The organism is Chitinivibrio alkaliphilus ACht1 (genome assembly GCF_000474745.1).
GTDB lineage: Bacteria > Fibrobacterota > Chitinivibrionia > Chitinivibrionales > Chitinivibrionaceae > Chitinivibrio > Chitinivibrio alkaliphilus.
In genome coordinates this window covers 1-658 of sequence record NZ_ASJR01000075.1, presented here as the reverse complement: position 1 = coordinate 658, position 658 = coordinate 1, and the positions used below count along the sequence as shown (strand labels likewise).

Genomic DNA, 658 nt, shown 5'->3' with positions numbered 1-658 from the left:
GGCAGACGCTCTTGGTATTAGTGCGGAGCTACTATATCGCTGGCGTACAGCAGAAAAGAAGAACGGCAAACTCGCTTTTCCGGGGCATGGCAAAGAGGCTTTGACTCCTGAACAAAAACGCATCCGAGAGCTTGAAAATGCCTTGAAAGATGTTCGCATAGAGCGAGATATCTTAAAAAAAGCAGTGGGCATTTTTCAGCAAACAATCGAAATGAAGTACCGCTTTATCAAAAAGAATCGCCCCTTCTATTCGGTTGTGAAAATGTCCAGGACCCTGCAGGTTTCAACAAGCGGTTATTATCGATGGTTGTCCCGTCCGAAGTCTTGCCGGAAACGGCAAAAAGAAGAGCTTCAGCATGCAATAAAAGAGTGCTATGACAATCATGAGGGCAGAGCTGGCAGTCCCACAGTTACCCATGATCTACGCGATTATGAGAAATGGAAGAGTATCAGTCGCAGTCGCGTTGCCCGTGAGATGCATGCGATGAGTCTCCGTTGCAAAACAAAGAAGAGATTTGTTGTAACAACAGATTCGAAGCACTCTATGCCCGTTGCGCCAAACCTTCTCAATAGAGATTTTGAGCAGGAATATCCAAATCGGGCATGGGTGTCAGATATTACGTATTTACCAGTAAAAAACCGATGGATGTATCTGGTT

At 45.4% G+C, this 658-nt stretch carries 1 protein-coding gene; it reads left to right on the top strand.

Annotated elements, in window-relative coordinates; genetic code table 11:
- Positions 1-658, top strand: a 658-nt coding sequence (locus tag CALK_RS11690; RefSeq protein ID WP_155851880.1) for an IS3 family transposase, incomplete at both ends; no start/stop codon positions are given.